Origin of the sequence: Enterobacter sp. GD03975 (genome assembly GCF_029838645.1) — a bacterium.
GTDB classification, from domain to species: Bacteria; Pseudomonadota; Gammaproteobacteria; order Enterobacterales; family Enterobacteriaceae; genus Enterobacter; species Enterobacter quasihormaechei.
Genome location: NZ_JAOBZC010000002.1, coordinates 491,265 through 515,953 on the forward strand (window position 1 = coordinate 491,265; position 24,689 = coordinate 515,953).

The 24,689-nt window shown below is 55.2% G+C and carries 23 protein-coding genes; 4 read left to right on the forward strand and 19 right to left on the reverse strand.

The window, feature by feature from the left end; all coding sequences use genetic code 11:
• Nucleotides 1–39: 39 nt before the first annotated feature.
• Nucleotides 40–1,098, reverse strand: a complete 1,059-nt coding sequence (gene dinB / locus N5C09_RS05975) for a DNA polymerase IV (RefSeq protein ID WP_063869155.1) — start codon at nucleotides 1,096–1,098, stop codon at nucleotides 40–42.
• 160 nt (nucleotides 1,099–1,258) lie between these two features.
• Here dinB and N5C09_RS05980 point away from each other — a divergent pair, with 160 nt between their 5' ends.
• Nucleotides 1,259–2,122, forward strand: coding sequence for a glycerophosphodiester phosphodiesterase family protein (locus tag N5C09_RS05980; protein ID WP_279748644.1), 864 nt, complete (start codon nucleotides 1,259–1,261; stop codon nucleotides 2,120–2,122).
• A gap of 30 nt (nucleotides 2,123–2,152) precedes the next feature.
• On the opposite strand, the gene nqrM is transcribed toward N5C09_RS05980, so the two are convergent.
• Genes nqrM through N5C09_RS06015 form a run of 7 tightly spaced genes read right to left on the reverse strand, consistent with a single transcriptional unit; the run spans nucleotide 2,153 to nucleotide 8,192 of the window.
• Nucleotides 2,153–2,353, reverse strand: a complete 201-nt coding sequence (gene nqrM, locus N5C09_RS05985) for a (Na+)-NQR maturation NqrM (protein ID WP_041911135.1) — start codon at nucleotides 2,351–2,353, stop codon at nucleotides 2,153–2,155.
• Between the two features lie 2 nt (nucleotides 2,354–2,355).
• On the reverse strand, nucleotides 2,356–3,579 hold the full coding sequence (gene nqrF, locus N5C09_RS05990; protein ID WP_279748645.1) for an NADH:ubiquinone reductase (Na(+)-transporting) subunit F: 1,224 nt from the start codon (nucleotides 3,577–3,579) through the stop codon (nucleotides 2,356–2,358).
• A 10-nt stretch (nucleotides 3,580–3,589) separates the two neighbouring features.
• The gene (gene nqrE, locus N5C09_RS05995) at nucleotides 3,590–4,186 is read right to left on the reverse strand and encodes an NADH:ubiquinone reductase (Na(+)-transporting) subunit E (protein WP_003863217.1); all 597 of its coding nucleotides are present in this window, start codon (nucleotides 4,184–4,186) and stop codon (nucleotides 3,590–3,592) included.
• A 6-nt stretch (nucleotides 4,187–4,192) separates the two neighbouring features.
• Nucleotides 4,193–4,831 carry an NADH:ubiquinone reductase (Na(+)-transporting) subunit D gene (locus N5C09_RS06000; RefSeq protein WP_003863219.1) on the reverse strand — a complete coding sequence of 213 codons (639 nt, stop codon included), beginning with the start codon at nucleotides 4,829–4,831 and terminating at the stop codon, nucleotides 4,193–4,195.
• Nucleotides 4,824–5,618 (reverse strand): Na(+)-translocating NADH-quinone reductase subunit C, encoded by a 795-nt coding sequence (locus N5C09_RS06005; protein ID WP_063869161.1) that lies wholly within the window; start codon nucleotides 5,616–5,618, stop codon nucleotides 4,824–4,826. The genes N5C09_RS06000 and N5C09_RS06005 overlap by 8 nt, the downstream gene beginning before the upstream one ends.
• Nucleotides 5,611–6,846: an NADH:ubiquinone reductase (Na(+)-transporting) subunit B gene (locus tag N5C09_RS06010; protein ID WP_063869163.1), complete on the reverse strand. Its 1,236-nt coding sequence runs from the start codon at nucleotides 6,844–6,846 to the stop codon at nucleotides 5,611–5,613. Before N5C09_RS06010 ends, N5C09_RS06005 begins: the two co-directional genes overlap by 8 nt.
• A gap of 2 nt (nucleotides 6,847–6,848) precedes the next feature.
• The gene (locus tag N5C09_RS06015; RefSeq protein WP_279748646.1) at nucleotides 6,849–8,192 is read right to left on the reverse strand and encodes a Na(+)-translocating NADH-quinone reductase subunit A; all 1,344 of its coding nucleotides are present in this window, start codon (nucleotides 8,190–8,192) and stop codon (nucleotides 6,849–6,851) included.
• A 300-nt stretch (nucleotides 8,193–8,492) separates the two neighbouring features.
• On the opposite strand from N5C09_RS06015, the gene dpaA reads away from it, so the two are divergent.
• Nucleotides 8,493–9,233, forward strand: coding sequence for a peptidoglycan meso-diaminopimelic acid protein amidase (dpaA, locus tag N5C09_RS06020; protein ID WP_279748647.1), 741 nt, complete (start codon nucleotides 8,493–8,495; stop codon nucleotides 9,231–9,233).
• On the opposite strand, the gene N5C09_RS06025 is transcribed toward dpaA, so the two are convergent.
• Both N5C09_RS06025 and lpcA read right to left on the reverse strand, forming a co-directional pair.
• A complete protein-coding gene (locus N5C09_RS06025; protein ID WP_102750185.1) occupies nucleotides 9,204–9,971 on the reverse strand; it encodes a class II glutamine amidotransferase in 768 nt (255 codons plus the stop codon). The two genes, dpaA and N5C09_RS06025, sit on opposite strands and share 30 nt — an antisense overlap.
• Before the next feature lie 48 nt (nucleotides 9,972–10,019).
• Nucleotides 10,020–10,598, reverse strand: coding sequence for a D-sedoheptulose 7-phosphate isomerase (gene lpcA / locus N5C09_RS06030; protein ID WP_063869169.1), 579 nt, complete (start codon nucleotides 10,596–10,598; stop codon nucleotides 10,020–10,022).
• A gap of 239 nt (nucleotides 10,599–10,837) precedes the next feature.
• Between lpcA and fadE the strand changes: the two genes are divergently transcribed.
• The gene (gene fadE / locus N5C09_RS06035; RefSeq protein ID WP_107534761.1) at nucleotides 10,838–13,282 is read left to right on the forward strand and encodes an acyl-CoA dehydrogenase FadE; all 2,445 of its coding nucleotides are present in this window, start codon (nucleotides 10,838–10,840) and stop codon (nucleotides 13,280–13,282) included.
• 107 nt (nucleotides 13,283–13,389) lie between these two features.
• Nucleotides 13,390–14,160 (forward strand): amidohydrolase, encoded by a 771-nt coding sequence (locus N5C09_RS06040; protein WP_279748648.1) that lies wholly within the window; start codon nucleotides 13,390–13,392, stop codon nucleotides 14,158–14,160.
• A gap of 41 nt (nucleotides 14,161–14,201) precedes the next feature.
• On the opposite strand, the gene N5C09_RS06045 is transcribed toward N5C09_RS06040, so the two are convergent.
• The 9 genes from N5C09_RS06045 to N5C09_RS06085 all read right to left on the reverse strand — a co-directional run bounded on the left by N5C09_RS06045 (nucleotide 14,202) and on the right by N5C09_RS06085 (nucleotide 24,601).
• Nucleotides 14,202–15,803 (reverse strand): gamma-glutamyltransferase family protein, encoded by a 1,602-nt coding sequence (locus tag N5C09_RS06045; RefSeq protein WP_193038236.1) that lies wholly within the window; start codon nucleotides 15,801–15,803, stop codon nucleotides 14,202–14,204.
• 9 nt (nucleotides 15,804–15,812) lie between these two features.
• Nucleotides 15,813–16,688 (reverse strand): ABC transporter permease, encoded by an 876-nt coding sequence (locus N5C09_RS06050; RefSeq protein WP_279748649.1) that lies wholly within the window; start codon nucleotides 16,686–16,688, stop codon nucleotides 15,813–15,815.
• A 2-nt stretch (nucleotides 16,689–16,690) separates the two neighbouring features.
• On the reverse strand, nucleotides 16,691–17,632 hold the full coding sequence (locus N5C09_RS06055) for an ABC transporter permease (RefSeq protein WP_063451776.1): 942 nt from the start codon (nucleotides 17,630–17,632) through the stop codon (nucleotides 16,691–16,693).
• Nucleotides 17,633–17,650: 18 nt separating this feature from the next.
• A complete protein-coding gene (locus tag N5C09_RS06060) occupies nucleotides 17,651–19,165 on the reverse strand; it encodes an ABC transporter substrate-binding protein (RefSeq protein WP_279748650.1) in 1,515 nt (504 codons plus the stop codon).
• 2 nt (nucleotides 19,166–19,167) lie between these two features.
• On the reverse strand, nucleotides 19,168–20,250 hold the full coding sequence (locus N5C09_RS06065; RefSeq protein ID WP_279748652.1) for an oligopeptide/dipeptide ABC transporter ATP-binding protein: 1,083 nt from the start codon (nucleotides 20,248–20,250) through the stop codon (nucleotides 19,168–19,170).
• A complete protein-coding gene (locus tag N5C09_RS06070) occupies nucleotides 20,247–21,260 on the reverse strand; it encodes an ABC transporter ATP-binding protein (protein ID WP_023299383.1) in 1,014 nt (337 codons plus the stop codon). The genes N5C09_RS06065 and N5C09_RS06070 overlap by 4 nt, the downstream gene beginning before the upstream one ends.
• A complete protein-coding gene (locus tag N5C09_RS06075; protein ID WP_063451779.1) occupies nucleotides 21,257–21,976 on the reverse strand; it encodes an FCD domain-containing protein in 720 nt (239 codons plus the stop codon). The genes N5C09_RS06070 and N5C09_RS06075 overlap by 4 nt, the downstream gene beginning before the upstream one ends.
• A gap of 1,144 nt (nucleotides 21,977–23,120) precedes the next feature.
• Nucleotides 23,121–23,699, reverse strand: a complete 579-nt coding sequence (locus N5C09_RS06080; RefSeq protein ID WP_279748653.1) for a hypothetical protein — start codon at nucleotides 23,697–23,699, stop codon at nucleotides 23,121–23,123.
• 8 nt (nucleotides 23,700–23,707) lie between these two features.
• On the reverse strand, nucleotides 23,708–24,601 hold the full coding sequence (locus N5C09_RS06085) for a hypothetical protein (RefSeq protein ID WP_279748654.1): 894 nt from the start codon (nucleotides 24,599–24,601) through the stop codon (nucleotides 23,708–23,710).
• Nucleotides 24,602–24,689: the final 88 nt, after the last annotated feature.

Below are 24,689 nucleotides of genomic sequence, written 5' to 3' on the forward strand. Positions count from 1 at the left end.
CGGCGGCGCTACGCTTGCCGGGCCTACGATGAGTGCAATCTACAATCCCAAAACCAGCTGACGCTCCAGCTGCGGATCCAGCAGCGTGACGTGCAGTCCCACCAGCCTCACCCCTCGCCCGCCTCGTCGTTCTTCCCACGCCTTTTTTGCCGTCGCGATGAGATCTTCTTTATTCAGGCGCGGCCAGACGTGCTCCTGCGTCGTCTGCTGAAAGTCGTTAAATTTCAGCTTGATGCCCTGGCGGGCAATCAGTAAATCCGGTTTCACTTTGATCAGCCGTCGCTCCAGCTCTGGATAGAGCTGTTCCGTAATGATGGTTTCACATGCCGACCAGTCATGAATATCTTCGCTCAGCGTGCGTTCAACCCCGACCGATTTACGCAGCCGTTCGTTGTTTACATCGCGGTCGTCAATGCCCTGACTGCGCTCCCACAGTACGCGGCCAAACTTGCCAAAACGCTTAAGCAGCAGGGCCAGATCGCTTCGCTGGACGTCTTCGCAGGTGCGTAGCCCCATACTTTCCAGCTTCGCGGCGGAGACTTTACCCACGCCGGGGATTTTGCTGAGGGGCAGCGTTTTCAAAAACGCCGGCACCTCTTCCGGAGTGATGACGTACTGGCCGTTGGGCTTATTTAAATCGGAGGCGATTTTGGCGAGAAATTTGACCGGCGCGACGCCCGCCGATGCCGTCAGATTCAGCTCGTTAAAGATAGTCTGGCGGATCTCCTGCGCCATCAGGGTGGCGGAGCCGTGGCAGTGCAGGCTGTCGGTGACGTCCAGATAGGCCTCATCCAGCGACAGGGGTTCAATCAGCGAAGTGTAGCGAGAGAAGATCTCACGAATATGGCTCGACGCTTCTTTGTAGGCTTCAAAGCGCCCCGGCAAAAGGGTGAGGTGCGGGCACAGCTTCAGCGCCATCGCCGTCGGCATGGCGCTGCGCACGCCAAATTTGCGTGCAGGATAGTTCGCGGTGCTGATCACACCGCGCTGAACACGACTGCCGCCAATGGCGATAGGGATGTCCCGCAGCGCGGGGTTGTCACGCATCTCCACTGCGGCAAAAAAACAGTCCATATCGACATGGATTATTTTGCGCATTGATTACACCACACATGTATTTATATACAGTATAACAAAAGGCAAAAAATGCGTCAGCTATTTTCCTTTCTCACGATTGTCATAAATCCATGTTACAAATAACCCGAATAAAGTCTTTATATTCATATATTTAAAGAAAATACATAGAGGGTTATCATTGATGAGGAAAATACTTTCGGTGTCGTTACTGTTTCTGGCGAGTGCGGCATCGGCTCATCCCGGGATCGTTGCTCACCGGGGGGGTACGGCGGATGCCCCTGAAAACACCCTGCCTGCAATTAAGCTCGCGCTCGAAAATAAAGCCGATATCGTCTGGATAACCGTGCAGCTTAGTCGGGATGGCGTGCCGGTTCTGTATCGACCGGCTGACCTGAAGGCGTTAACCCGCTTGCAGGGAAAAGTATCACAGTTTACCGCTGAAGAACTGGCAAAGGCGGATGCCAGCGTAAAATGGAAAGATAAGGGCCTGGCGAAAGACATGCTGAATACGTCAGTACCAACGCTGAAGTCGGTACTGACGGTCTGGCCAGACACGCGGTTTTTTATTGATATCAAATCTCCGGATGCCGATCCGGCAACAATGGGCAACGCGCTGCTTAACGTACTGAAAGAGACCAACAGCCTGAATCGTGTTCGCGTTTATTCAACCGAAGATCGCTATATGGCAGCATTGCCTGTCGAAATCCCCCGCTTTGTCACGCGCAGCGAAACCCGTACACGACTGGCCACGGTGTCATTGAGCCACGAATGCCGGCCTCCTTCCCAAAAAATGGACGATTACTGGTATGGGCTTGAGTTAAACCGAAAAGTAGAGGTGGTAGAGAAATTCACCTTAGGCGAAGGCGTCTCTTCTGCAACATTAACGTGGGACAAAGAGGCCGTGGACTGCTTCCGCTCTCAGGGCAATGCCCATCTGATTTTTATCGGCGTGAACTCTGAAGAGGATTACCAGAAGGCGAAAACACTGGGTGCCGAAGGGGTTCTTGTAGACTCACCAGCCAAAGCCAAAAGCTGGGCAAAATAAATGATAAAGGCCGCACGAAGCGGCCTTTTCCTAGATAATTCTCTGCTGGTCCCGGGCCATGCGCTTTTTACGCGCATCGCACGGTTCCGGACAGTCGCACACCTTTTCCATTCCGATGGAAGAGATACCTCCACAGCTGCCCTGAATGCTTTTACGCTTGATGATCCAGCCTAAAGACATACCGAACACCACCAGCAAAAACACCGCAAAGGTTGCCAGAAAGGTCAACATAATCAGCCTCCGAAATCATCAAGGAGGATGTTTTCATCTTCCACGCCGAGATCTTTGAGCATCTTGATCACGGCGGCGTTCATCATTGGCGGACCACACATATAGAACTCGCAGTCTTCCGGTGCCGGGTGCTGTTTAAGGTAGTTTTCATACAGCACGTTGTGAATGAATCCCGTATAGCCCGTCCAGTTATCTTCCGGCTGCGGATCGGAGAGCGCCACGTGGAAGGTAAAGTTAGGGTTATCACGCGCCAGCTGTTCAAACTCATCGTCATAGAACATTTCGCGCAGTGAACGCGCGCCGTACCAGAAGCTGATTTTACGCTTGCTGCCGAGACGCTTGAGCTGGTCAAAGATATGCGAACGCATCGGCGCCATACCCGCGCCGCCGCCGATAAAGACCATTTCCGCATCGGTATCTTTAGCGAAAAACTCCCCAAACGGACCGGAAATCGTCACCTTATCGCCAGGCTTGAGGGACCAGATATACGACGACATCACGCCCGGCGGGGCATCGGGCACATTCGGCGGCGGCGTGGCGATACGCACGTTGAGCATAATGATCCCCTTCTCTTCCGGGTAGTTAGCCATGGAATAGGCGCGCAGCGCGGGCTCTTTTACCTCGGAAACAAAGCGGAAGAGATTAAACTTATCCCAATCGGCCCGGTACTCATCCGGCACGTCGAAGTCAGCGTACGCTACGGTGTGTGCCGGACACTCAATCTGGATATAACCACCCGCACGAAACGGGACGCTCTCCCCTTCGGGAACGCGCAGCTTGAGCTCTTTAATGAACGTAGCTTTGTTATCGTTTGAGATAACTTCGCACTCCCATTTTTTCACGCCGAAGATCTCCTCCGGCAGCTCAATCTTCATGTTCTGGCGCACCGCGACCTGACACGCCAGACGGCAGCCCTCTTTCGCTTCACGCTTCGTGATATGTGACAGTTCCGTTGGCAGAATATCACCGCCACCCTCTTTCACCGTCACGCGGCACTGCCCGCATGAGCCGCCTCCACCGCAGGCTGACGAGACAAAAATCCCATTCCCGGAGAGCGTATTAAGCAGCTTATCCCCTGCCGGTGTACGGATCTGGTTCTGCGGATCGTCATTGATATCAATGATCACATCCCCGGAATTAACCAGCTTTGCGCGCGCCGCCAGAATCAGCCCTGACAGCACCAGTACTATCAGCGTGAACATCACCACGCCAAGAATAATTTCCATCTGTTAGCCCTTATAGCTGCACACCGGAGAAGGACATAAAGCCCAGCGCCATCAGGCCGGTGGTGATAAAGGTGATCCCTAAGCCACGAAGCCCCGCAGGGACGTTGGCATATTTCATTTTTTCACGGATCCCCGCCATGGTGACAATCGCCAGCATCCAGCCGATACCGGAGCCGAAGCCATACACAACCGATTCACTGAAGTTGTAATCGCGCTGAACCATAAATGAAACACCGCCAAAAATGGCGCAGTTCACGGCGATCAGCGGCAGGAAGATCCCCAGCGCGTTGTACAGCGACGGGAAATACTTATCGAGGATCATCTCGAGGATTTGCACCAGCGCCGCAATCACTCCGATAAAGGTGATGAAGTTCAGGAAGCTGAGATCAACGCCCTCCACCAGCGCGCCATCGCGCAGCACGAAGTTGAACACCAGGTTGTTAATCGGAACGGAAAGCCCCAGCACAACGGTGACCGCCACGCCCAGACCAAATGCCGTCGAGACCTTTTTAGAAACGGCAAGGAACGTACACATGCCCAGGAAGAACGCGAGCGCCATGTTTTCAACAAACACCGCGCGCACAAATAAACTCAGGTAATGAGCCATTGTCGGTTACTCCTTTTCCTGCTGTTCAGGCTTCAACGTACGAATCAGCCAGATCAGCAAACCGATAATGAAAAATGCGCTTGGGGCCAGCAGGAACAGGCCGTTCGGCAGATACCAGCCGCCGTTCTGTACCGTATCCAGCACCGGAATACCGAACAGCTTGCCGCTGCCAATAAGCTCGCGCAGGAAACCGACCGTCAGCAGGATCACGCCGTAACCCAGCCCGTTGCCGATACCGTCCATAAAGCTTGCCAGCGGCGGCATTTTCATCGCATAGGCTTCAGCACGCCCCATCACGATGCAGTTGGTGATAATCAGGCCGACAAACACCGAAAGCTGCTTCGAGGTTTCATAAGCAAAGGCGCGCAGGAGCTGATCGACCACAATCACCAGCGAGGCAATGATCGCCATCTGGACGATGATCCTCACGCTATTGGGAATATGGTGGCGAATCATTGAGATAAACATGCTGGAGAACGCCGTCACCAGCGTTACCGCCAGCGTCATCACCACCGCCGTTTCCAGCTTGGTGGTCACCGCCAGAGCCGAGCACACGCCCAGCACCTGAAGCGTTATCGGGTTATTGGCTAACAGTGGGCCAATCAGCACCTTTTTAACTTCTTTCAGTTCACCCGTATCAGCCATTGTTCAGCGCTCCTTCACGTACGTTCTTCAGGAAGGGACCAAAGCCCAGTTCACCCATCCAGAAATCAAAGCTGTGCTGCACCCCGTTAGAGGTGAGCGTGGCGCCGGAAAGACCGTCAACGGCGAACTCATCGCCGGGACGTGCGCCCCCTTTCACCACCTTGAGCGCAGGCTGGCCGTTGTCGTCGAGCACTTTTTTACCGACAAACTGTGCGCGCCAGTTAGGGTTTTCAACCTCGCCCCCCAGCCCCGGCGTTTCGCCCTGATCGTAATAAGTAATGCCTTTGACCGTGCGGCCATCGGTATCCAGCGCCACAAAGGCGTACATCATTGACCACAAGCCGTTGCCATAGATGGGCAACACGATTTCCTGTATGCGCTTTTGCTCGTCACGGACGAGGTAAATCTCCGCGACATTGCTGCGGCGCTTGATGCCAGCCGGATCCTGCGAGGCGTCAAGCACGGTGCTCATCTGCGGATCCTTTAACGCCAGCGCCTGGTTATATTTCGCCGGGTCTTTATCCATCAGTTCGCCGGTTTTTAAATCTACCAGCCGGGCGGTAATGCGTTCTGCAAACACGGCCGCGACGTCGTCCTTCGTCATGCCTTCCTGCATCAGCCCGGCTACGGCCAGGATGTTGCGCTGTTTATCCAGCGCGCGTTGCTCCTGCTGTAGCGGTTTTAACCCTACGGCAGAGCCCGCCACGACTATGGAGCAGACCAGGCACAGTACCAGCACCACCAGCAGCGTTTTGCTGATGCTGTCGTTATTTTTGATTTCAGCCACGCGCCTTCCTCCGCTTAATGTTGGCGCGCACGACCAGGTAGTCGAACAGCGGCGCAAACAGATTGGCAAACAGAATGGCCAACATCATCCCTTCCGGATAGGCCGGGTTGACCACGCGAATCAGTACGCACATCACCCCAATGAGCGCGCCGTAACACCATTTCCCCCTGTCGGTAAACGAAGCCGAGACGGGATCGGTGGCCATGAACATCATGCCAAACGCAAAGCCTCCCAGCACGAGGTGCCAGTACCACGGCATGGAGAACATCGGGTTAGTGTCTGAACCAATGAAATTGAACAGCGTGGCGGTGAGTACCATCCCGAGCATGACGCCTGCGACAATGCGCCAGGAGGCCACGCGGCCAAAGAGGATGATGGCCCCGCCGATCACGATCATCAGGGTAGACACTTCACCGATAGAACCTGGAATATTGCCGATAAACGCATCAAACCAGGTGACAGGCTGGCCGGTGGCATTATTGACCAGCGTTTCGCCGCCGCCTGCCGCCCACTGTGAAAGTGGCGTAGCGCCCGAGAATCCGTCCGCAGCCGTCCACACCAGGTCGCCAGAGATTTGCGCCGGGTAGGCAAAGAACAGGAACGCGCGCCCCGCCAGCGCCGGGTTGAGGAAGTTACGTCCGGTCCCGCCGAAGATCTCTTTAGCAATGACCACGCCAAAGCTGATCCCCATCGCCGCCTGCCAGAGCGGTAGCGTGGGCGGAACAATCAGCGCAAACAGAATAGAGGTAACAAAGAAACCTTCGTTGATCTCATGCTTGCGGATTATGGCGAACAGCACTTCCCAGAAACCGCCCACGATAAAGACGGTCATATAGATCGGCAGGAAGAAGACGGCGCCCAGGGTCATCATGCTGACCCAGCCGGCATCTGCCGCAAAGCTTACGCCAAGAGACTGCGCCAGACGGTAGTGCCAGTCAGACTGAATCACCTGCGCCAGCTGCTCTGCATCGTACATATGGTGCAGCGCCGGGATCGTCTGCAATCCAACGTTATACATCCCCCAGAACATCGCCGGGAAGACCGCAAACCAGACCAGAATCATCATTCGCTTGAGGTCGATGGCGTCGCGAACGTGCGCCGCGCCTTTCGTCACCAGCCCAGGGGTGTAGAAAATGGTCGTTGTCGCTTCATACAGCGGGTAGTACTTCTTCAGCTTACCCTCGGTAAAATGCGGCTCAATTTTTTCGAAGAGGTGTTTTAAGCCCATGGTTATCCTTCCTGCTCAATGCGGGTTAACACCTCGCGCAATACGGGTCCGTATTCGTATTTACCTGGACACACATAGGTACACAGCGCCAGATCTTCTTCGTCCAGCTCCAGGCAGCCCAGCGCCTGGGCACCGTCGGTATCGCCGGCCAGGAGATCGCGCAGCAGCACGGTAGGCAGAATATCCAGCGGCATAACGCGTTCGTAGTTGCCAATCGGGACCATGGCGCGCTCGCCGCCGTTCGTGCTGGTGGAGAAGTTAAACAGCTTATGACGCAGGAAGTGGCCCAGCGTGGTGCGAGTCACGGAGAATTTTTCCGCGCCAGGCAGCACCCAGCCGAACAGTTCTTTCTCGCGCCCTTCAAGCACTACGCTCACCTGAAGATGGAAACGCCCCAGCCAGGCCTTCGGGCCTGTCGCGTGCCTGCCGCTCAGCACCGAACCGGAAATAATGCGGTTTTCGCCCTCTTTCGTTTCGCCAGCCAGCAGCGCAGTTAGATCTGCTCCAAGCAGCGTGCGAACCAGACGCGGACGGGTTGCCTGAGGGCCACCGATGGCAATAATGCGTTCCGCGCACAGCTCACCCGTGGTGAACAGCTTACCGATAGCAATAACGTCCTGGTAATTGAGATGCCAGACCTGTTTCGTCAGGCTCACCGGCTCCAGAAAGTGAATATGCGTTCCCACCAGCCCGGCCGGATGCGGGCCGGCAAATTCATTAAAAGCGACCTGCCCCTGCGGATGCCCGCCCAGCTTGCCGCCGCTGGCCTGGCAGACATGCACTTTGCCCGGCGTCAGGCGTGTTAACACGGTGAGACCGGCATCGAAAGCTTTTCGTTCGGCCAGGATAATAGGCTGCGGATCCGCGCTGAGCGGGTTGGTGTCGATGGCCGTGACGAAGATAGCGGCGGGTACGGTGCCTGGCACGGGCGTTTTGCTATAGGGACGCGTGCGAAGCGCCGTCCACAGACCGGACTCCAGCAGTTGCGTCTGCACCGCGTCGTGGCTGAGGGTAGCGAGATCGGCAGCGTCAAAACGCGCAAACTCGCGTTTTTCGTCACCTTCAATTTGAATAACGACCGATTGCAGGACGCGACGCTCACCACGATGGATGGCCACGACGGTGCCGCTGGCAGGGGCTGTAAACATAACGCCAGGATTTTTTTTATCCTCGAAAAGCGCCTGGCCTTTTATCACGCGATCGCCTTCCTGTACCAGCATCGCAGGACGCATGCCCACGTAATCATCACCCACAAGAGCGACATGGTGAATACTGGCGCCGGTTGTTACGTGCTGTTCAGGCACGCCAGAGATTGGCAGATCGAGTCCTTTTCTGATTCTAAACATGTGGTTAGCAGGTATCCATGAACAACAATCCAGAGTGGCCGGAGTGTACCATTTCCCGCCCCTGCAAGGGCAGCAAATCCGCCGTCTGGCGCGCCGAAATGCGAGCTATTGCGCAAAGTTCCTGGAGTCACGGCAATTTGAATGGGTTATAAAGTAAAACTAATTTGTAAACGCAAAGGTTGGCTCTTGCGAAAATCTCCATCGGTGCTAATGTGAGCGCTCCTGTCCAGATTAGTCTGATTTCGGGTGTCTTTTGCCGTTCTGGCAAGTTGGTCATTGTTTTATCAAGGAACCAGTAGTATGCGTAAAATCGCATTGTTCATTGCGATGCTTCTGATACCGTGCATGTCGTTTGCCGGGCTGCTCAGCAGTAACAGTTCAACGACGCCGGTCAGCAAAGAATATAAACAGCAGTTGATGGGGTCCCCGGTTTATATTCAAATCTTCAAGGAAGAGCGCACACTCGATCTGTTTGTCAAAATGGGCGAGACGTATCAGCTGCTCGATAGCTACAAAATTTGTAACTATTCTGGCGGACTGGGGCCAAAACAGCGTCAGGGCGACTTTAAAAGTCCGGAAGGGTTTTATAACGTTCAGCGTAACCAGCTAAAACCGGACAGCCGCTTCTATAAAGCGATTAACATCGGTTTCCCTAATGCCTTCGACCGCGCTCACGGTTACGAGGGCAAATACCTGATGATCCACGGCGCCTGCGTGTCTGTCGGCTGTTATGCGATGACGGATTCCGGCATTGATGAGATTTTCCAGTTTGTTACCGGCGCTCTGGTCTTTGGTCAGCCGAATGTTCAGATCAGCATTTATCCGTTCCGTATGACGGATGCCAACATGGCGCGCCATAAGTACTCTGTATACACGGATTTCTGGAAACAGCTAAAACCGGGCTATGACTACTTCGAGCAGACCCATAAGCCGCCGGTGGTATCCATCGTCAATGGCCGTTACGTGGTGAGTAAACCGCTCAGCCACGAAGTGGTTCAGCCGCAGCTTGCGTCAAATTACGCGGTCCCCGAGGCAAAATAGCACCCACTCGCCTGGCATGATCTTTTGCCAGGTTTCGTTGCCCGTCAGCGGCTGCGTTGCAATGACGGTGACCACATCGTTCGGTGTGGTCTCCTTCTGAAAATCAATTTCCACATCCTGATCGAGCAACGTGGCGACGCCAAACGGCGCGCGGCGCGTGATCCAGAAAAGATTCGTGGAGCAAAACGCCATCACGTAACGCCCGTCTGACAGCAGCATATTGAAAACGCCCTTCTCGCGTAATTCCGACGCCAGCGACGCAATGTATTTAAAAACGGCGGCCATGTTGCCGGGCGTGCGCGGGTAGCGCTCGGTCAGCTTGTGCAGCAGCCAGCAAAACGCTTTTTCACTGTCGGTTTCGCCAACCGGTCGAAAATTCCCGGTTTCCAGCGATTTATAGCCCGTAAGCTGGCCGTTGTGCGCGTAGGTCCAGTTCCGGCCCCACAGTTCACGGGTAAACGGATGGGTATTTTCCAGCGCCACTTCACCGCGGTTAGCCTGACGAATGTGGGCGATCACCGAACAGGATTTAATGGGGTAGTCCTGCACCAGTTTGGCAATGGGTGAGTTAAAGCTGGGCTGCGGATCTTTAAACGTGCGACAGCCTTTGCCTTCGTAGAAGGTAATGCCCCAGCCGTCTTTATGCGGCCCGGTTCCTCCACCGCGCTGAACCAGCCCGGTGAAGCTAAAGCAGATATCGGTTGGCACATTGGCGCTCATCCCGAGCAGTTCGCACATAGATTACCTCCACAACAGCGGGGGGCACCGGCGCCCCCCAGCGAAGCCTTACTTAACCATCTCTTTTTCGATTAACTGAATCAGGATATGGATCACTTTGATGTGAATTTCCTGAATGCGGTCGGCATAACCGAAGTGTGGAACACGGATTTCAACGTCCGCCGTACCGTCCATCTTACCGCCATCTTTCCCGGTCAGGGTGATCACCTTCATGCCCTTCTCACGCGCCGCGTCAATCGCTTTGATCACGTTAGCGGAGTTACCGGACGTGGAGATCCCCAGCAGCACGTCGCCTTCGCGGCCTACCGCTTCAACGTAGCGGGAGAAGATGTGGTCGTAACCGAAGTCATTGCCTACGCAGGAGATGTGGCTGACGTCGGAAATCGCAATCGCCGGGTAACCCGGACGGTTTTCGCGATAGCGTCCGGTCAGCTCTTCTGCGAAGTGCATGGCGTCGCAGTGGGAGCCGCCGTTACCGCACGAAAGCACTTTGCCACCGGCTTTGAAGCTGTCGGCCAGCAGGACCGCCGCGCGCTGAATAGCGTGAATATTGGCATCATCTTTCAGAAAGTTCGCCAGCGTTTCCGCCGCTTCGTTCAGTTCGTTACGAATAAGATCCTGGTACATGAGGATAATCCTTCAGTATTGATGAAATAACACAGTGGAGTGTACCGGATAGCGCTAAAAGCGAGAAGCTAAAGCCATGCGAATCGTCCGGCGTTTTGATTTTTTGTGCCGGCTAAAACGCGAACAATGTGAACCAGGTTGTAATTATTTTGTAAACACATTGCTAAAGGAAATGACATCAACTACAACCATATCATCACAAGTGGTCAGACCTCCTACAAGCAAGGGAGCTTTTCTTTATGATGATTTTGAGCATTCTCGCAACCGTTGTTCTGCTCGGCGTGTTGTTCTATCACCGCGTCAGTTTATTCCTGAGCAGCCTGATTCTTCTGGCCTGGACGGCTGCACTTGGCGTCGCTGGCCTGTGGAATATCTGGGTCCTCGTCCCGCTGGCAATTATTTTGCTGCCGTTCAACCTGACGCCGATGCGTAAGTCGATGATCTCCGCGCCGGTGTTTAAGGGCTTCCGTAAAGTGATGCCGCCGATGTCGCGTACGGAGAAAGAAGCGATTGATGCCGGCACCACCTGGTGGGAAGGCGATCTGTTCCAGGGCAACCCGGACTGGAAAAAGCTGCACAACTATCCGCAGCCGCGTCTGACCGCCGAAGAACAGGCCTTTATTGATGGCCCGGTGGAAGAAGCGTGCCGCATGGCCAATGACTTTGCGATCACCCATGAAATGGCCGACCTGCCGCCGGAGCTGTGGGCGTACCTGAAAGAGCATCGCTTCTTCGCGATGATCATCAAAAAAGAGTACGGCGGCCTGGAATTCTCCGCTTACGCTCAGGCTCGCGTCCTGCAAAAGCTGGCGGGCGTTTCCGGGATCCTGGCTATCACCGTTGGCGTACCAAACTCCTTAGGCCCGGGTGAGCTGTTGCAGCATTACGGTACGGAAGAGCAGAAAGATCACTACCTGCCGCGTCTGGCGCGCGGTCAGGAAATCCCGTGCTTCGCGCTGACCAGCCCGGAAGCCGGTTCTGATGCTGGCGCAATCCCGGATACCGGCGTGGTCTGCATGGGCGAATGGCAGGGCCAGCAGGTGCTGGGCATGCGCCTGACCTGGAACAAACGCTATATCACCCTGGCGCCTATCGCCACCGTGCTGGGCCTGGCCTTTAAGCTCTCCGACCCGGAAAAACTGCTGGGCGGCGAAGAAGACCTGGGCATTACCTGTGCGCTGATCCCAACCTCAACGCCGGGCGTGGAAATTGGTCGTCGTCACTTCCCGCTGAACGTGCCGTTCCAGAACGGCCCAACCCGCGGTCAGGATATCTTTGTCCCGATTGATTACATCATTGGTGGTCCGAAAATGGCCGGCCAGGGCTGGCGTATGCTGGTGGAATGTCTGTCTGTGGGCCGCGGCATTACCCTGCCGTCGAACTCGACCGGCGGTCTGAAGTCCGTGGCGATGGGGATTGGCGCGTACGCTCATATCCGCCGCCAGTTCAAAATTTCTATCGGCAAGATGGAAGGCATCGAAGAGCCGCTGGCGCGTATCGCGGGCAACGCTTACGTCATGGACGCCGCTGCCTCGCTGATTACTTACGGCATTATGCTGGGCGAAAAACCTGCCGTGCTGTCGGCGATTGTGAAGTACCACTGTACCCACCGCGCCCAGCAGTCAATTATTGATGCAATGGATATTGCTGGTGGTAAAGGCATTATGCTGGGCGAAGGCAACTTCCTGGCGCGCGGCTACCAGGGCGCACCGATTGCCATCACCGTGGAAGGGGCAAACATCCTGACCCGCAGCATGATGATCTTCGGCCAGGGGGCGATCCGCTGCCATCCTTACGTGCTGGAAGAGATGGCCGCCGCGCAGAATAACGACGTGGATGCCTTCGACAAGCTGCTGTTCAAACATATCGGTCACGTCGGCAGCAATGAAGTTCGCAGCTTCTGGCTCGGCCTGACGCGCGGGCTGACCAGCGCGACGCCGACCCGCGATGCAACCAAACGTTACTACCAGCACCTGAACCGTCTGAGCGCTAACCTGGCGCTGCTGTCTGACGTCTCCATGGCCGTTCTGGGCGGAAGCCTGAAGCGTCGCGAGCGCATCTCCGCCCGTCTGGGTGATGTGCTGAGCCAGATTTTCCTGGCCTCTGCGGTGCTGAAACGCTACGACGATGAAGGCCGTCAGGAAGCGGATCTGCCGCTGGTGCACTGGGGCGTACAGGATGCGCTGTATCAGGCCGAACAGGCAATTGACGATCTGCTGGCAAACTTCCCGAACCGCTTTGTGGCCGGCGCCCTGCGCGTGGCGATCTTCCCGACCGGACGTCATTATCTGGCGCCGTCCGACAAGCTGGATCACAAAGTGGCGAAGATCCTCCAGGTACCGAGCGCAACCCGTTCCCGTATCGGCCGCGGTCAATACCTGGCGCCTACCCCGCATAACCCGGTAGGTTTGCTGGAAGAGGCGCTGCTGGACGTCATGGCCGCCGACCCGATTCATCAGAAAATCTGTAAACAGCTGGGCAAAAACCTGCCGTTTACACGACTGGACGAGCTGGCAAAACAGGCGCTGGCGGGTGGCATCATCGACAACAGCGAAGCCGCGCTTCTGGTGAAAGCCGAAGAGAGCCGTCTGCGCAGTATTAATGTGGATGATTTCGAACCAGAAGAGCTGGCGACGCAGCCGGTAAAGCTGCCGGAGAAGCACCGCAAACCTGAAGCGGCATAAGGCATCCCGCTCCCACAAACCCCGCCCCGCGCGGGGTTTTTTATTGCCACATTTTCTCGTAATGACGTGCTACAGTGTCAAAAGGTATTTTTTTAGGAGCCTGTATCGTGCCTGGTTTAAAGATTTCTGTTTTGCAGCAACCTTTAGTGTGGATGGACGGCCCCGCCAACCTTCGCCATTTTGATCGCCAGCTGGAAGAGATAACCGGACGCGACGTGATTGTTCTGCCGGAGATGTTCACCACAGGTTTCGCGATGGAGGCGGCAACACAGTCTATGCCGCAGGACGAGGTGGTGTCCTGGATGCAGGCCAGGGCGCAGGATACCAACGCGCTGATTGCCGGAAGCGTCGCGCTCCAGACCGGGCGCGGAGCGGTTAACCGCTTCCTGCTCGTCGAGCCGGAAGGAACAGTCCACTTCTACGATAAGCGCCATCTGTTCCGTATGGCGGATGAACATCAGCATTATGAAGCCGGCAACGAACGCGTGGTATTTGAATGGCGCGGCTGGCGTATTCTGCCGCTGGTCTGCTATGACCTGCGCTTCCCGGTGTGGTCACGCAACCGCAACGATTACGATCTGGCGCTGTATGTCGCCAACTGGCCCGCCCCACGCTCCCTGCACTGGCAGGCTCTACTGACCGCGCGCGCGATTGAAAACCAGGCGTACGTCGTTGGCTGTAACCGCGTAGGAACGGACGGCAACGGGCATCACTATCGCGGTGACAGCCGGGTGATCAGTCCACAGGGCGAGATTATTGCCACCGCCGAGCCGCATCAGGCGACACGAATTGATGCTGAGATTTCGTTAACGGCGTTAAGGGAGTATCGGGAGAAGTTTCCGGCGTGGCAGGATGCGGATCCGTTTAGCATTGGCTGAATAAAAGCCGGGTGGCGGCTGCGCCTTACCCGGCCTACAAATCAGCTCACCAACGCCTGCCCGTCTTTGCGGCTCTCCGTCGCAGCCACGTAGTGCCCTTCCGGCATACGGTAAATCACCTGCGCGCCGCCAAAATTGTAATCCTGGAGCGGATCTTCCACCACGATCTGGTGTCCGCGCTCGCGCAGCGCCGCGATGGTATTGCGATCGAAGGTCGATTCAACAATCACTTCCCTGCCCTGCACCACGCGCCAGCGCGGGGCATCAATCGCCGCCTGCGGGTTTTGCCCGTGCAGCATAATGCGCAACGCCATTTGCATGTGCCCCTGCGCCTGCATCGGGCCACCCATCACGCCGAAGGACATCAGCGGCTTGCCGTTACCGTCCATCGCAAAACCCGGGATGATGGTGTGGAAAGGACGCTTGCTGCCCGCCAGCGCGTTCGGGTGTTTGGGATCGAGCACAAAGCCGCAGCCGCGGTTTTGCAGGCTGATTCCGGTATCCGGCACCACAATGCCTGAACCGAAGCCCATAAAGTTGGACTGAATAAACGAAACCATCATCCCGCTGGCGTCCGCGGTGCTGATGTAGACCGTGCCGCTCTGCGTCGGCGATCCGTACACAAAATCAGAGGCTTTATCGTGGTCGATAAGCGCGGCGCGCGACTTCAGATAATGGTCGCTCAGCAGCACTTTGGCCGCGAACTCCATATGCTCTTCATCCGCAACGTAGCGATCGAGATCCGCCAGCGCCAGCTTCATTGCCTCAATGGAGAGGTGCAGCCCCTGCACGGAGTCCGGGTGATGTTTCTCGATGCCGCACTGCTCCAGAATGCCGAGCGCAATCAGGGTGGCGATCCCCTGACCGTTTGGCGGCAACTCCTGCACCGACCCGCCCGCGAAGTCGCGCGACAGCAGTTCTACCCAGTCCACGCGATGGTTTGCCAGATCTTCAGCCGTCAGGTGTGCACCGTGTGCTTTGGCAAAGGCGGCAATTTTCTGCGCCAGTTCGCCACGGTAAAACGCGTCGCCGTTGGTTTTGGCGATCAGCTCCAGCGTGTTCGCCTGCGCGGGGTTACGGAAGATCTCGCCCACGCGCGGCGCGCGGCCTTCCGGCGCGAAGCAGGCGCTAAAGCCCGGCTGATCTTTCAGCTTGTTGTAACCGCGCTGCCACAGGTGCCCGATGAGCGGAGAGACGGGAAAACCGTTACGCGCATACTCAATGGCCGGCTGCGCCAGGGTGGTGAGCGGCAATGTGCCAAAACGTTCAGCCAGCGCTACCCAGCCCGACACCGCCCCCGGTACGGTTACCGCGTCCCAGCCGATTTCCGGTACGGCGGTTTTTCCGACAAACAGATCCGCATGCCAGCTGGCCGGCGAACGACCGGACGCATTCAGACCGTGAAGTTTTTCACCGTCCCAGACAATGGCAAAAGCATCGCTGCCGATGCCGTTGCCGGTCGGCTCGACAACGGTCAGCGCCATGGCGGTGGCAACCGCCGCATCAACGGCGTTTCCGCCCAGCTGTAGCATCTTCATTCCCGCCTGTGCCGCCAGCGGCTGCGAGGTGGCAACGGCGTTGTGGCCCATCATCGGCGGGCGTCGTGAATCGTAACCGGTTGTAAAATCGAGCGCTTTGGTCATCATGACTCCTTAGTCGTGGCGCGGATCGAGCGCATCGCGCAGCCCGTCGCCGAGTAAATTAAAGCCCTGAACGGCAAGGAAAATCGCCACGCCGGGGAAAACGGACATCCACGGCGCCTGCTCCAGAAATCCTTTGGCGGTGTTGAGCATGGAGCCCCAGGATGGGTTCGGCGGCTGTTGCCCTAACCCTAAAAATGAGAGGCTGGCTTCGGCGATAATCGCCGAGGCAATGGCCAGCGTGGCCTGTACCAGAATCGGTGACATCACGTTAGGCAGAACGTATTTGATAATGATCCAGCGGTCCGGCAGGCCAATCGCCCGCGCGCCGTCGATATACTCTTCGTTGCGAATGGCGATCACCTGGCCGCGCGTCAGGCGGGCGAAGATCGGCATCGCCGAGAGCCCAATGGCAATCATGGCATTCGTCAGGCTTGGGCCTAAAAACGCCCCCAGCGCGATCGCCATGATCAGGAATGGACAGGCCAGCAGTGCCTCGATAAAGCGGGAGATCACCCCGTCCCACATCTTCTGGAAATACCCCGCCACCAGCCCCAGCGGCACGCCGATGACCACCGCGATCGCCACCGACATACAGCCCGCCATCAGCGAGGTTCTCGCCCCCCAGATAATGCGGGACATGATATCGCGCCCCAGCTCGTCGGTGCCGAACCAGTACATCGCCGAGGGCGCTTTGCGCACCGCGAGGAAGTTAGCCTTTACCGGGTCAAACGGCGCGATCCACGGTGCCAGCAGCGCCACCAGCACAAAAAAGCCCACCACAATCGCGCCAATCACCGCACTTTTATTGGCGAGGAATTTTTTCAGCACGCGGTTTTGCGCGCGCGGCAGCGCGGGTGCCACGGTTCGCGTCGTCAGTTCCGCCATGATTAACCTCGCATTTTCGGGTTGATAAGGACGTAGAGCACGTCAGCCAGCAGGTTGAGCATCAGGAAACCGATCGCCACGATCAGCACTACGCCCTGCACCACCGCGTAATCGCGGTTGAACACCGAGTCGACGATCATTTTGCCGAAGCCTGGAATGGTGAAGACCTGCTCGGTCAGCACCGCCCCGCCCAGCAGCTCGCCAAACAGCAGCGTGGTGAGGGTGATCACCGGCACCAGCGCGTTGCGAAAGGCGTGCTTCAGGACCACCGCTTTCGGCAGCAGCCCCTTAGCGCGCGCGGTGCGGATGTAATCCGCTTTCAGCACCGCAATCATCGACGCACGGGTATGGCGCATCAGCGTTGCCGCCAGGCCGGTCCCGAGCACGGACGCGGGCAGCAGCAATGTCCGCAGGTTCTGGATCGGATCTTCACTGAACGGCACATAACCGGACGCAGGCAGCCATTGCAGGTTTACTGAAAAGACCAGAATCAGCAGGATCCCCAGCCAGAAGTGCGGTATTGAGATCCCCGAGATCGCCACAAAATTCGCCCCGTGATCGACCCAGCTGTTTTTATTCACCGCCGCGAGGATCCCCATGCTGATACCAAACACCAGCGCGATAATCATCGCCAGCAGCGACAGCTCCAGCGTGACCGGCAGCTTGCTGGCAATCAGCTGCGTGACCGGCTCATGAGTGCGTAAGGAGACACCCAGATCGCCTTGCAGCGCGCGCGTCAGCCAGTTGAAATACTGCACGGGGATCGGCGCGTCCAGATTCAGCTCAGCACGCAGCTGGGCGATCACCGCCGGATCGCGCTCCTCCCCGGCCATGGCGATCAGCGGGTCGCCGGGCAGCAGCTTTTGCAGGCCGAACACCATCATGCTCACCAGCAGCAGAGTGGGAATAGCCAGCAGCAGACGTTTGCAAATCAGTTCCAGCATGGGTTCTCCTCAGGAGGTTTATTTCGCCAGCGTTAAGCCAGCCAGACGCACAATGCCGTCCGGGTACGCTTTGAAGCCCTGTACGCGCTTGTTCAGGCCAAAAATGCGCGGTTCGAAGTAGAGGTAGGCAATCGGCATGTCGGTTTGCAGTTGCTTCACCACCTTGTCGTACAGCGGCTGGCGGGCGGCCTGATCGGTGCTCTGACGCGCCTGCGTTAGCCATTCATCCACCTGAGCATTGCTGTAGCGGCCATCGTTAAGGGTGCCTTTGCTGTTGATAAAGCCGTAGATGCTGCCATCTGGATCCGGGCGACCCGACCAGCCGGAGAAGCTCAACTGGTAGTCACCGCTCTGCTGGCGATCCAGCAGCGTGGCGAACTCGGTCATTTGCAGGTTCAGGTTAAAGCCCGCCTCTGCCACCATCGCCTGCAATACCTGGCCCACCTGCTGCGAGGTTGGGTTGTTCGGCACCAGCAGATTGACGGTCAGCGGCGCGGTGACACCTGCGGCTTTCAGCAGCGCTTTGGCTTTGTCGACGTCACGTGGGGGAACCGGAAGATTGACGTGGTACGGGCTTACCGGCGAAAACGCCTGGTTCGCCGGAGTGTAAAGTCCCTCGAACACCACCTGGTTTAAAGCATCGCGATCGATGGCCTGAGAAAATGCTTCACGCACGCGGGCATCTTTGAAGGGATCGTTCGCCGGGACTTTGCCATTGTTAATGTTGAAGGTGATGCCCTGGTATCCGAGGCCCGTTACCTTCGCCAGCGCCAGTTTGCTGTCGGCCTCGACGGTTTTGACGTCGCTGGCGGCAATGCCTTCGGTCAGGTCGAGATCGCCCGCGCGCAGGTTCGCCAGGCGCACGGAAGCATCCGGGATCGGCAGATAGATTATTTTATCGAAGTGGTAGGCGTCTTTGTTCCAGTAGTTGTCGAAGCGGGTCAGCACAATGCGATCCTGCGACACGCGGCTGTCGAATTTATACGGGCCGGAACAGACCGGATGCGCGGCAAAATCGGCTTTTTTAGCGGCTTCCGGCGCCATCATTGCGCCTGCGCGATCGGTGAGCTGCATCAGAAGTGCGGCATCCGGCGTTTTCAGGTGCAGGGCTATCTGCATCGGGCCGGTGACCTCCACTGACTCAACGGAAGAGAGTTCACTTTTACGCAGAGAACCTTTTAACGTCAGGGCACGGTCGAGGTTGTATTTCGCGGCGGCGGCATCAAATTTTTCACCGTCGTGGAAGGTCACGCCATCACGGAGATCCAGGATCAGCGTTTTACCGTCATTGCTCCACGCCCAGGATTTTGCCAGTCCCGGCACCACCTTGAGGTGTTCGTCCACGTCCACCAGCCGGTCACACAGGGAGGCAAACACGAAGCGGCCATAATAGGTACGCGCCAGATGCGGGTCCAGCATGTCCGGGTCTGCGCCCAGGCCGATTCGCAGCACGCTTTCAGAATGGGCGGGCAGCGCCGCGCCAAGCAACATAACACTTCCCAGTACGGTCAAAAGAGAATTACGCATTGTCATTATCATGAGTTCCTTGAAGGAAGGGAGGAGTGAGTGGCCGCGTGTTCAAACAGCGCGCGGCGGCGCAAAAATGCGGCGGATGGCGGTGCGATCTGGATAACGCTGCGATCGCGGTTAATCTCCTGCCAGCGGTGGCAGGCGACCTGACGCCCGCCGTCGATGACCTGATTAATCGGCTCGACCTGGCGGCATTCGTCGGTAACGTAGGGGCAACGGGTGTGGAAACGGCAGCCAAAGGGCGGATTAGCCGGGTTCGGTAAATCCCCCTGCAACAGCGGCGCATCCCGCGCTACGCCTGGCTGCATTTGCGGTGCTGAGGCGATTAACGCCTGAGTATAAGGATGCAGCGGCGCGTCGAAGATGTCGTCGACGGTGGCCAGCTCGACGATTTGCCCAAGATACATCACCGCCACGCGGTCGCTCATATGACGGATAACCGCCAGCCCGTGGGCGACGATCACCATCGTTAGACCCAGCTGGTGCTTCAGGCTTTCCAGTAAATTCACCACCTGTGCCTGAACGGAAACGTCCAGCGCAGAGACCGGTTCATCGCCCAGCAGCAGCGTTGGGCCCGACGCCAGCGCGCGCGCAATGCCGATACGCTGGCGCTGCCCGCCGGAAAATTCGTGCGGATAACGCCCGGCCCAGGCCGCGGGCAAGCCGACCGTCCTGAGCAGCTCGGCAACGCGGTACTGGCGATCCGCTTTTTTCATGTTCTGGTGCAGCCACAGCGGCTCACCAACAATCTGCTCTACCGTCATGCGCGGGTTCAGCGAGGCGAAGGGATCCTGAAAGATGATCTGTAGCTCACGCCGAAGCTGGTTCAGACGAGCGCCTGAGGCATGGGTGATCTCCTCACCCTGATAAAATACGCGCCCTTCGCTGGCACTCAGCAGGCGCAGCAGCAGACGACCGAGGGTGGATTTTCCGGAACCGGATTCGCCGACAATGGCCAGCGTTTCGCCAGGCATCACCGACAGCGAAACGCGGTCGACAGCCGTAACAAAACGGGCCGGCGTAAACAGTTTTTTCGGGCCGGGGAAAAGCTTGCTCAGATCGCGGGCTTCAAGAATGGGCGTGGTCATGCAATTTCTCCCAGGGCAATGTGTTGTTCCAGCGGCACGCGGAAGCAGGCAACCTGATGGCCCGCGCCGAGCGTAGTGAGCGGTGGTTTATCAGCATGACAGCGCGTCTGCGCGAAGGGACATCGGGTGGCAAAGCGGCAGCCTTGAGGCATGGATTCCGGCAGCGGGACCGATCCGGGAATGGTGGAAAGCTGGCCCTTGCGTGCGCCAAGGGAGGGGATCGAGCCCATCAAGCCAATTGTGTACGGGTGCTGCGGGTCGGCAAATATCGCCTCGACGCTCCCCTGTTCCACCACCTGTCCGGCGTACATTACCGCCACCTGCTGCGCGACTTCGGCCACCACGCCTAAATCGTGAGTGATCATCAGCACCGCCGTGCCCGTTTCTTCTTTTAGGGTATTGAGCAGGGCGAGAATTTGCGCCTGAATGGTCACGTCCAGGGCGGTAGTGGGTTCGTCAGCAATCAGTAATTTGGGATGGTTTATCAGGGCCATCGCAATCATCACGCGCTGGCGCATACCGCCGGAAAGCTGATGCGGGTAAGCCTTGAGGCGCATCTCTGCGGCCGGGATCTGCACCTTCTCCAGGATCTGTAGCGCAACCGTCATCGCCTCAGCCCGGGAGATCGTTTGATGGCGCATCACCGCTTCACTGAGCTGATCGCCAAGCGTGAAGGCCGGGTTGAGCGAGGTCATGGGCTCCTGGAATATCATCGCCAGCTCGCTGCCGCGCAGATCGGCATACTCGCGCGGCGAGAGCTTGCGCAGATCGTGGCGGCGGAAATGCATCTCCCCGCTGACGATCCGGGCGCTGGCAGGCAATAACCCCATCAGCGCCAGGGAAGTGATGCTTTTACCGCAGCCGGACTCGCCCACCAGCGCCAGCGTCTCTCCCGCCCTGACCGTCAGGGAGATGTCTTCGAGCACGCTTACCGGCGAGCCCGCGAATTTAACGTTGAGGTTTTGCAGCCGCAGTACGGGCGTGGAGTCCTTAAAGGGTATCGTCGTCATAGCGTGGAATCGTCCTCAAGGTGGATAGCCTGAATCAGGGCGGTTTGCAGGCTGAGCAGGTGTTCGCGCATGGCGGCGGCTGCTTCATTAGGCTGGCGATGAATAATCGCTGACATGATGTTGTGATGGTGGTCGTTGTAGCTATCGACACGTTCAGGGGTGCGGGCAAGCTCGCGCAAATGCTGCCAGCCGGGCTCCCGGCGGACGGCATCTATCGCATCGAAAAGCCCTAGCATCAGGCGGTTGCCTGCTGCTTCCGCAATGGCGCGGTGAAAGGCGCTATCCCACAGTTCGTTGAGATCGCGGTCATCCGGACTGACCTTATCAATGCGTTCCAGCATGCGCTGCATGAGCGCGAGGTTTTCCCTGGTGGCACGCAGTGCCGCAAGTCGGGCTAAGCCGGGTTCGAGCTGTAGTCGAGCTTCCATGACTTCAAGCAGGTTGGTTTGCTGAACCAATCCCTGAAGCGCCAACGGCTCAACAGGGGCAGCCGGACCAATGAAGGTGCCCTTGCCCTGCTTGCGCCAGATACGCCCTTCCTCTTCCAGCACGTCCAGCGCGCGACGCACTTCACGTCGCCCTACGCCGAGCGTGTCCGACAGCTCACGTTCAGTGGGCAGCGGAATGCCTGGTGTTGACTCGTGCTGGTTGATAAGCCCGCGCAACTGCTCAAGCGCGGTGCTGGAATTTGCTAAAAACCGTGAAGGCTTTTCCATATTGGTTCGCTCGCTTTCATCATCACTTTATTCTTATCAACGATAAGTTATTGATATGACGCACTACTTATCGTGCTAATGATTTAGCAATAAGCGAACCAATATCGTATTGGTTCAGAGGTTTTCTTAAAAATGATCGGTAAATGAATGATTTTTTATGAATTATTTTTACATAATTATTACATAACTAAGTGAGGCTCGGAGAGGGGATGGGCAAACAATGCACAAAAGCAGTGCAAATAACGCACTAAAACCGTGCAAATGTTAATAAATTGCACTGAATATATTAACTTTTTGTTAACGAAAATAAGAAGAGAGATACTCGAGTGTAGGGAGTATAAAACGACGAAAGCCTGAATTATTTCTGATTCAAGCTTTCTAAATAGTGGCGGAACGGACGGGACTCGAACCCTGTATTGAACCATATGAAAAATATAGATAAAGTTCATCTCACCTTCACTGTAGGCTCATTTTCAAAAACTGAAAAGCGGGCGTTTTTTTAGACGAGACCAGTTATCCTGATATCACCATTCTACAGTGTGTAGCTACATTTCTATACAGGAAGCTCTCTTCCATGTGTACAGATATGACTGCCAGAAAATTGAACATCAGAATGGAAATTATTTACCATGAAACAACTTGTCTTACGTTTCAGTTCTGTGGGTAACCGCCAAAAACGCGCTGTATAATTCTTGACGCCGTTTTTCATCAAAGATGCCTTTGAAACCGATAATATGAATTTCGCTACGTCTCATTCGATATGTGAAGACTTTTTACTATACAGTAACTCACCTTTACCGTTTCCAACATCAGCTGTTCTTCCAGCTCCACTTTTGAAACTAACTTACTTCATTATCCGCTAAATTGAGCCCCATCGCATACTCTCTTTGCCTTACCGCCATTTTTATTGTTTTCAAAAAATTGTTCAGCCACAACCATTCCTACCTCAGGGTATTACTGTTCCTGCTTACTCCAGCCATGCAGTAATTTCGGGCCACTTTTTTTTACCCAGCTTTGATACTTTGTCTTCTGTCCGTTTTCCGATATATCCGCTTTTACCTGTTATTATGATTTTATCTCTGATCATATATCAACCTGACGCTTTATCCATTTGCTAGCTGGATTTTAATCTACATATATGACTTTATTCGCCAACGGCTTCACAAAGATGCGCCACTTCAGGATCATCTGTATCCCTACAATCTTTTGGCCGAGCAAAAGCCTGAATAACTATTTTTTCACCATATTCATCACAATCACGACGTTGTAAATCAACATCTTTCTGGCGATATCCATACATCGGGAGGATATCAGGATTGCGACGAATTTCTTCTTCAGTATAAAGTTTTCGAAGTTTTTCCATTGTAAAGACAGACGTTTCTTGATCAATAATATTGGCATCATTTAAAGACATATAATCGTTTTCACCAGGATTACGGCCCAGCGTCCAATTAGAAAATATATAATTATTTTCATTCCAGAAAACGACTGCACTTCGGCGACCATCAGGCCAGTCATAACCTAGCATGCAAAAATGATTATCATTCTGACTTTTATCTTCTTTTAATATAAAATATTCAAGAGCATCCTTATAGACCTCTTTATAGGGTGTTGTCGCAGTTATTTTGTATCTGGCAACTGGCTTTGAATTAAAGATCCCCCAGTCATCAGCCTTTGACACAAAAGAGCTAAACAGGAAAATAACGATAAGAACAGATCTCATAACAGCCCTCAATCATTTTTGGGTTTATTAGGGTTATCGATAAATTTCTTTTGCAGCCCATAGAAACTCTGACCTGACAGATCAAATAAGTGCTTAAAATTTCTCCCTGGGCTGGAACTCCCCTGAGTTCGCCAGCTATAAACCTTTTCACCAGTGGTAACATCTGCATTTTCCCCGCTAGCAATCTTGATTGCAGCCTGAAGTAGATTACGATACTTTGTAAAATTTTTACTATTACCCTTATTACATTCATTGAAGAATGCGTCAATATTTTTCTGGACACTTGGTTTCAGAATTGGGTAATTCCGAAAGCCTTCAATAACTCTTCCGGACTTGATTAATCCGATCAGGGTTGGATTATTTTTTGGAACATCAAGCAAATAGGGATGGGAGAATTTAAAACGATTATATAATGCCTGCCTCATATATTGCATAGCCTTTATAGCATCTGTTTCGTTATATCCTGAACCACTAGATCTTTTGGTTTCTGCTAATAATACCAGTAACATAGCCTTTTGCTCAGGAGTTAAGTCTTTTGGTATTGAGATTGTACTCATTACCTCTATTGTTAAATTTGGAAAACAACCATTAAAATGTCCATTAGCAGGAATACAACTATTCATATATTTGCTTGATTTAGCAGACGACTCACGAGCATGGATTATGACGAAACCTTCTTTTATCGCAGTAATCTGAATGCTTTGCTCCCGTTGATTTTGGCGGGAAGACTGTGTGATTGAAACGATTCCCTGAACGGACGCTCCTAAAACGAGATGCTGCCCATCGCTGCCAAATCCATTTATTTTTAAATAGAGCGATTCTTTTGGTGTCAGGTCAAAATGATAGTTAGTCAGCGGATTTTTGTTAGCTCGTGTGCTTATAAAAACATCATTATTTGCCATATCAATGTATATCCTTGAAAAAAGAGCAAGTTAAAAGACGTGTAAATAACTCACTCGATCCTCATTCCCTATAGATAAAATTACGCTA

Excerpts from the sequence above, each read along its gene's own strand:
- N5C09_RS05980 (WP_279748644.1), top strand. The coding sequence starts at position 1,259 with ATGAGGAAAATACTTTCGGTGTCGTTACTGTTTCTGGCGAGTGCGGCA.
- fadE (WP_107534761.1), top strand. The coding sequence starts at position 10,838 with ATGATGATTTTGAGCATTCTCGCAACCGTTGTTCTGCTCGGCGTGTTG.
- N5C09_RS06060 (WP_279748650.1), bottom strand. The coding sequence starts at position 19,165 with ATGACAATGCGTAATTCTCTTTTGACCGTACTGGGAAGTGTTATGTTG.
- nqrF (WP_279748645.1), bottom strand. The coding sequence starts at position 3,579 with ATGGAAATTATTCTTGGCGTGGTGATGTTCACGCTGATAGTACTGGTG.
- N5C09_RS06085 (WP_279748654.1), bottom strand. The coding sequence starts at position 24,601 with ATGGCAAATAATGATGTTTTTATAAGCACACGAGCTAACAAAAATCCG.
- N5C09_RS06080 (WP_279748653.1), bottom strand. The coding sequence starts at position 23,699 with ATGAGATCTGTTCTTATCGTTATTTTCCTGTTTAGCTCTTTTGTGTCA.
- N5C09_RS06050 (WP_279748649.1), bottom strand. The coding sequence starts at position 16,688 with ATGGCGGAACTGACGACGCGAACCGTGGCACCCGCGCTGCCGCGCGCG.
- N5C09_RS06065 (WP_279748652.1), bottom strand. The coding sequence starts at position 20,250 with ATGACCACGCCCATTCTTGAAGCCCGCGATCTGAGCAAGCTTTTCCCC.
- lpcA (WP_063869169.1), bottom strand. The coding sequence starts at position 10,598 with ATGTACCAGGATCTTATTCGTAACGAACTGAACGAAGCGGCGGAAACG.
- N5C09_RS06025 (WP_102750185.1), bottom strand. The coding sequence starts at position 9,971 with ATGTGCGAACTGCTCGGGATGAGCGCCAATGTGCCAACCGATATCTGC.
- dpaA (WP_279748647.1), top strand. The coding sequence starts at position 8,493 with ATGCGTAAAATCGCATTGTTCATTGCGATGCTTCTGATACCGTGCATG.
- dinB (WP_063869155.1), bottom strand. The coding sequence starts at position 1,098 with ATGCGCAAAATAATCCATGTCGATATGGACTGTTTTTTTGCCGCAGTG.
- N5C09_RS06070 (WP_023299383.1), bottom strand. The coding sequence starts at position 21,260 with ATGACGACGATACCCTTTAAGGACTCCACGCCCGTACTGCGGCTGCAA.
- N5C09_RS06000 (WP_003863219.1), bottom strand. The coding sequence starts at position 4,831 with ATGGCTGATACGGGTGAACTGAAAGAAGTTAAAAAGGTGCTGATTGGC.
- nqrE (WP_003863217.1), bottom strand. The coding sequence starts at position 4,186 with ATGGCTCATTACCTGAGTTTATTTGTGCGCGCGGTGTTTGTTGAAAAC.
- N5C09_RS06045 (WP_193038236.1), bottom strand. The coding sequence starts at position 15,803 with ATGACCAAAGCGCTCGATTTTACAACCGGTTACGATTCACGACGCCCG.
- N5C09_RS06075 (WP_063451779.1), bottom strand. The coding sequence starts at position 21,976 with ATGGAAAAGCCTTCACGGTTTTTAGCAAATTCCAGCACCGCGCTTGAG.
- N5C09_RS06010 (WP_063869163.1), bottom strand. The coding sequence starts at position 6,846 with ATGGGCTTAAAACACCTCTTCGAAAAAATTGAGCCGCATTTTACCGAG.
- N5C09_RS06055 (WP_063451776.1), bottom strand. The coding sequence starts at position 17,632 with ATGCTGGAACTGATTTGCAAACGTCTGCTGCTGGCTATTCCCACTCTG.
- N5C09_RS06015 (WP_279748646.1), bottom strand. The coding sequence starts at position 8,192 with ATGTTTAGAATCAGAAAAGGACTCGATCTGCCAATCTCTGGCGTGCCT.
- nqrM (WP_041911135.1), bottom strand. The coding sequence starts at position 2,353 with ATGTTGACCTTTCTGGCAACCTTTGCGGTGTTTTTGCTGGTGGTGTTC.